1 tRNA gene is annotated in these 241 nt (G+C 51.9%); it reads right to left on the bottom strand.

From position 1 onward, the window contains the following. Positions 1 to 77, bottom strand: a tRNA-Arg gene (locus OGV80_RS02145). Positions 78 to 241 lie beyond the last annotated feature (164 nt).

The raw sequence follows: 241 nt of genomic DNA on the forward strand, positions 1-241 counted from the left end.
TGGTGCATCCGGGAGGATTCGAACCTCCGACCGCTCGGTTCGTAGCCGAGTACTCTATCCAGCTGAGCTACGGATGCATCAGGGAAACTTACTTACTGCAGATTTGATATCGCTGCTAAAGTGATATCGATTTTCTGTAACAACGCTAATGCGCTATTGCAGAGAAGATGGTGCATCCGGGAGGATTCGAACCTCCGACCGCTCGGTTCGTAGCCGAGTACTCTATCCAGCTGAGCTACGG

Source organism: Citrobacter sp. Ce119 (genome assembly GCF_030334525.1).
Taxonomy (GTDB): Bacteria; Pseudomonadota; Gammaproteobacteria; order Enterobacterales; family Enterobacteriaceae; genus Citrobacter; species Citrobacter europaeus.